Raw genomic sequence first — 2,003 nt, forward strand, 5'->3', positions numbered from 1 at the left:
AAAGCCAAAAAGATTTTTTTTCCGGCCTGATGTTCATGGGCGTAGGGGTAGCCTTCGCCTGGGGCGCATCGGGCTACACCCTGGGAGACGGCGCCCGCATGGGCCCGGGTTACTTCCCGCTGGCCCTGGGCGTGCTGCTGGCCTTTCTGGGCAGCATCATCACCTTCAAAGCCCTGGTGGTGGAAACCGTGGATGGCGACAAGATCGGCAAGCTGGCCTGGAAGCCGCTGTTCTTCATCATCCTGGCCAACCTCGTGTTTGGTGCCTGCATCGGGGGCCTGCCCCTGATTGGCCTCAAACCCCTGGGCCTGATCATCGGCATCTACCTACTCACCTTCATCGCCAGCAACGCCGGTGAAGAGTTCGCCTTCAAGCCCGTACTCATCCTGGCCACCCTGTTGGCCATCCTGAGCTACCTGGCCTTCATCGTGCTGCTCAAGCTGCAGTTCCCGGTCTGGCCCGCTTACTTCACCGCCTGAGGACAGAACACCATGGAACTCTTTGACAACCTCGCCCTCGGTTTTGGTGTGGCCTTCACCTTCCAGAACCTGATCTACGCCTTCATCGGCTGTTTGCTCGGTACCCTGATTGGTGTCTTGCCCGGCATTGGCCCCCTGGCCACCATCGCCATGCTGCTGCCCGCCACCTATGCCTTGCCCCCCGTGGCGGCCTTGATCATGCTGGCCGGTATTTACTACGGCGCCCAGTACGGTGGCTCCACCACCGCCATCCTGGTCAACCTGCCCGGGGAGTCGTCCTCGGTGGTCACCGTGATTGACGGTTACCAGATGGCCCGTAATGGCCGTGCCGGCCCGGCCTTGGCTGCTGCCGGCATGGGTTCTTTCTTTGCTGGCTGTGTGGGTACCCTGATCCTTGCCGCCTTCGCTGCGCCGCTCACTGAGCTGGCCTTCAAGTTCGGCCCGGCCGAATACTTCAGCCTGATGATTCTGGGCCTGATTGGTGCGGTGGTGCTGGCGTCTGGCTCGCTGATCAAGGCGGTGGCCATGATTGTGCTGGGCCTGCTCTTGGGCATGGTCGGTACCGATGTGAACTCGGGTGTGGCCCGTTTCAGCTTTGACATCCCGGAACTGACCGACGGCATCGGCTTCATCGTCATCGCCATGGGGGTGTTTGGCTACGGAGAGATCATCCACAACCTGTCCAAACACGCCAGTGAGCGTGAAGTGTTTGCCGCCTCGGTGACCGGACTGATGCCGACCAAGGAAGACTTCAAGAACATGGTGCCGGCTGTGCTGCGCGGTACCGCCCTGGGTTCGCTGCTGGGCATCTTGCCTGGTGGCGGTGCGGTGATGGCCGCCTTTGCGGCCTACACCATCGAGAAGAAGACCAAGCTCAACCCCGGTGAAGTGCCGTTTGGCAAGGGCAATATCCGCGGTGTGGCAGCCCCGGAAGCCGCCAACAACGCCGGCTCCCAAACGTCCTTCATCCCCTTGCTGACCCTGGGTATCCCTCCCAATGCAGTGATGGCGCTGATGGTGGGGGCCATGACCATCCACAACATCCAGCCCGGCCCGCAGGTGATGACGGCCAACCCGGAGCTGTTCTGGGGGCTGATTGCCTCGATGTGGATTGGCAACCTGATGCTGATTGTGCTGAACCTGCCGCTGATCGGGATCTGGATCAAGCTCTTGACCGTGCCTTACCGCTGGTTGTTCCCATCCATCGTGTTGTTCTGTGCGATTGGGGTGTACTCCACCAACAACAACACCTGGGATATCTGGATGGTGGCGCTGTTTGGCATCATTGGCTACGCGTTCATCAAGCTGGGTACAGAACCCGCTCCGCTCTTGCTGGGCTTTATCCTGGGGCCGATGATGGAGGAGTATCTGCGCCGGGCGCTGCTCCTGTCCCGTGGCGACTGGAGTGTGTTTATCACCCGGCCGCTCTCGGCGGGCTTGCTCGCAGCGGCCGTTCTGCTGCTGGTCGTCGTGCTCATGCCTTCCATCAAGGCCAAGCGCGAAGAGGCGTTTGTTGAGGATTGA

2 protein-coding genes are annotated in these 2,003 nt (G+C 61.0%); both read left to right on the forward strand.

Annotated elements, in window-relative coordinates; all coding sequences use genetic code 11:
- A partial coding sequence (locus AC097A_RS19160; RefSeq protein WP_479622071.1) for a tripartite tricarboxylate transporter TctB family protein occupies positions 1-479 on the forward strand: 479 nt, incomplete at its 5' end.
- A gap of 12 nt (positions 480-491) precedes the next feature.
- Positions 492-2,003, forward strand: a complete 1,512-nt coding sequence (locus AC097A_RS19165; RefSeq protein WP_479622072.1) for a tripartite tricarboxylate transporter permease — start codon at positions 492-494, stop codon at positions 2,001-2,003.

The organism is Rhodoferax sp. XS2R6 (assembly GCF_056521365.1).

What these genes read in the sequence shown, in the direction of transcription:
- AC097A_RS19165 (WP_479622072.1), top strand. Translation starts at nt 492, where the DNA reads ATGGAACTCTTTGACAACCTCGCCCTCGGTTTTGGTGTGGCCTTCACC.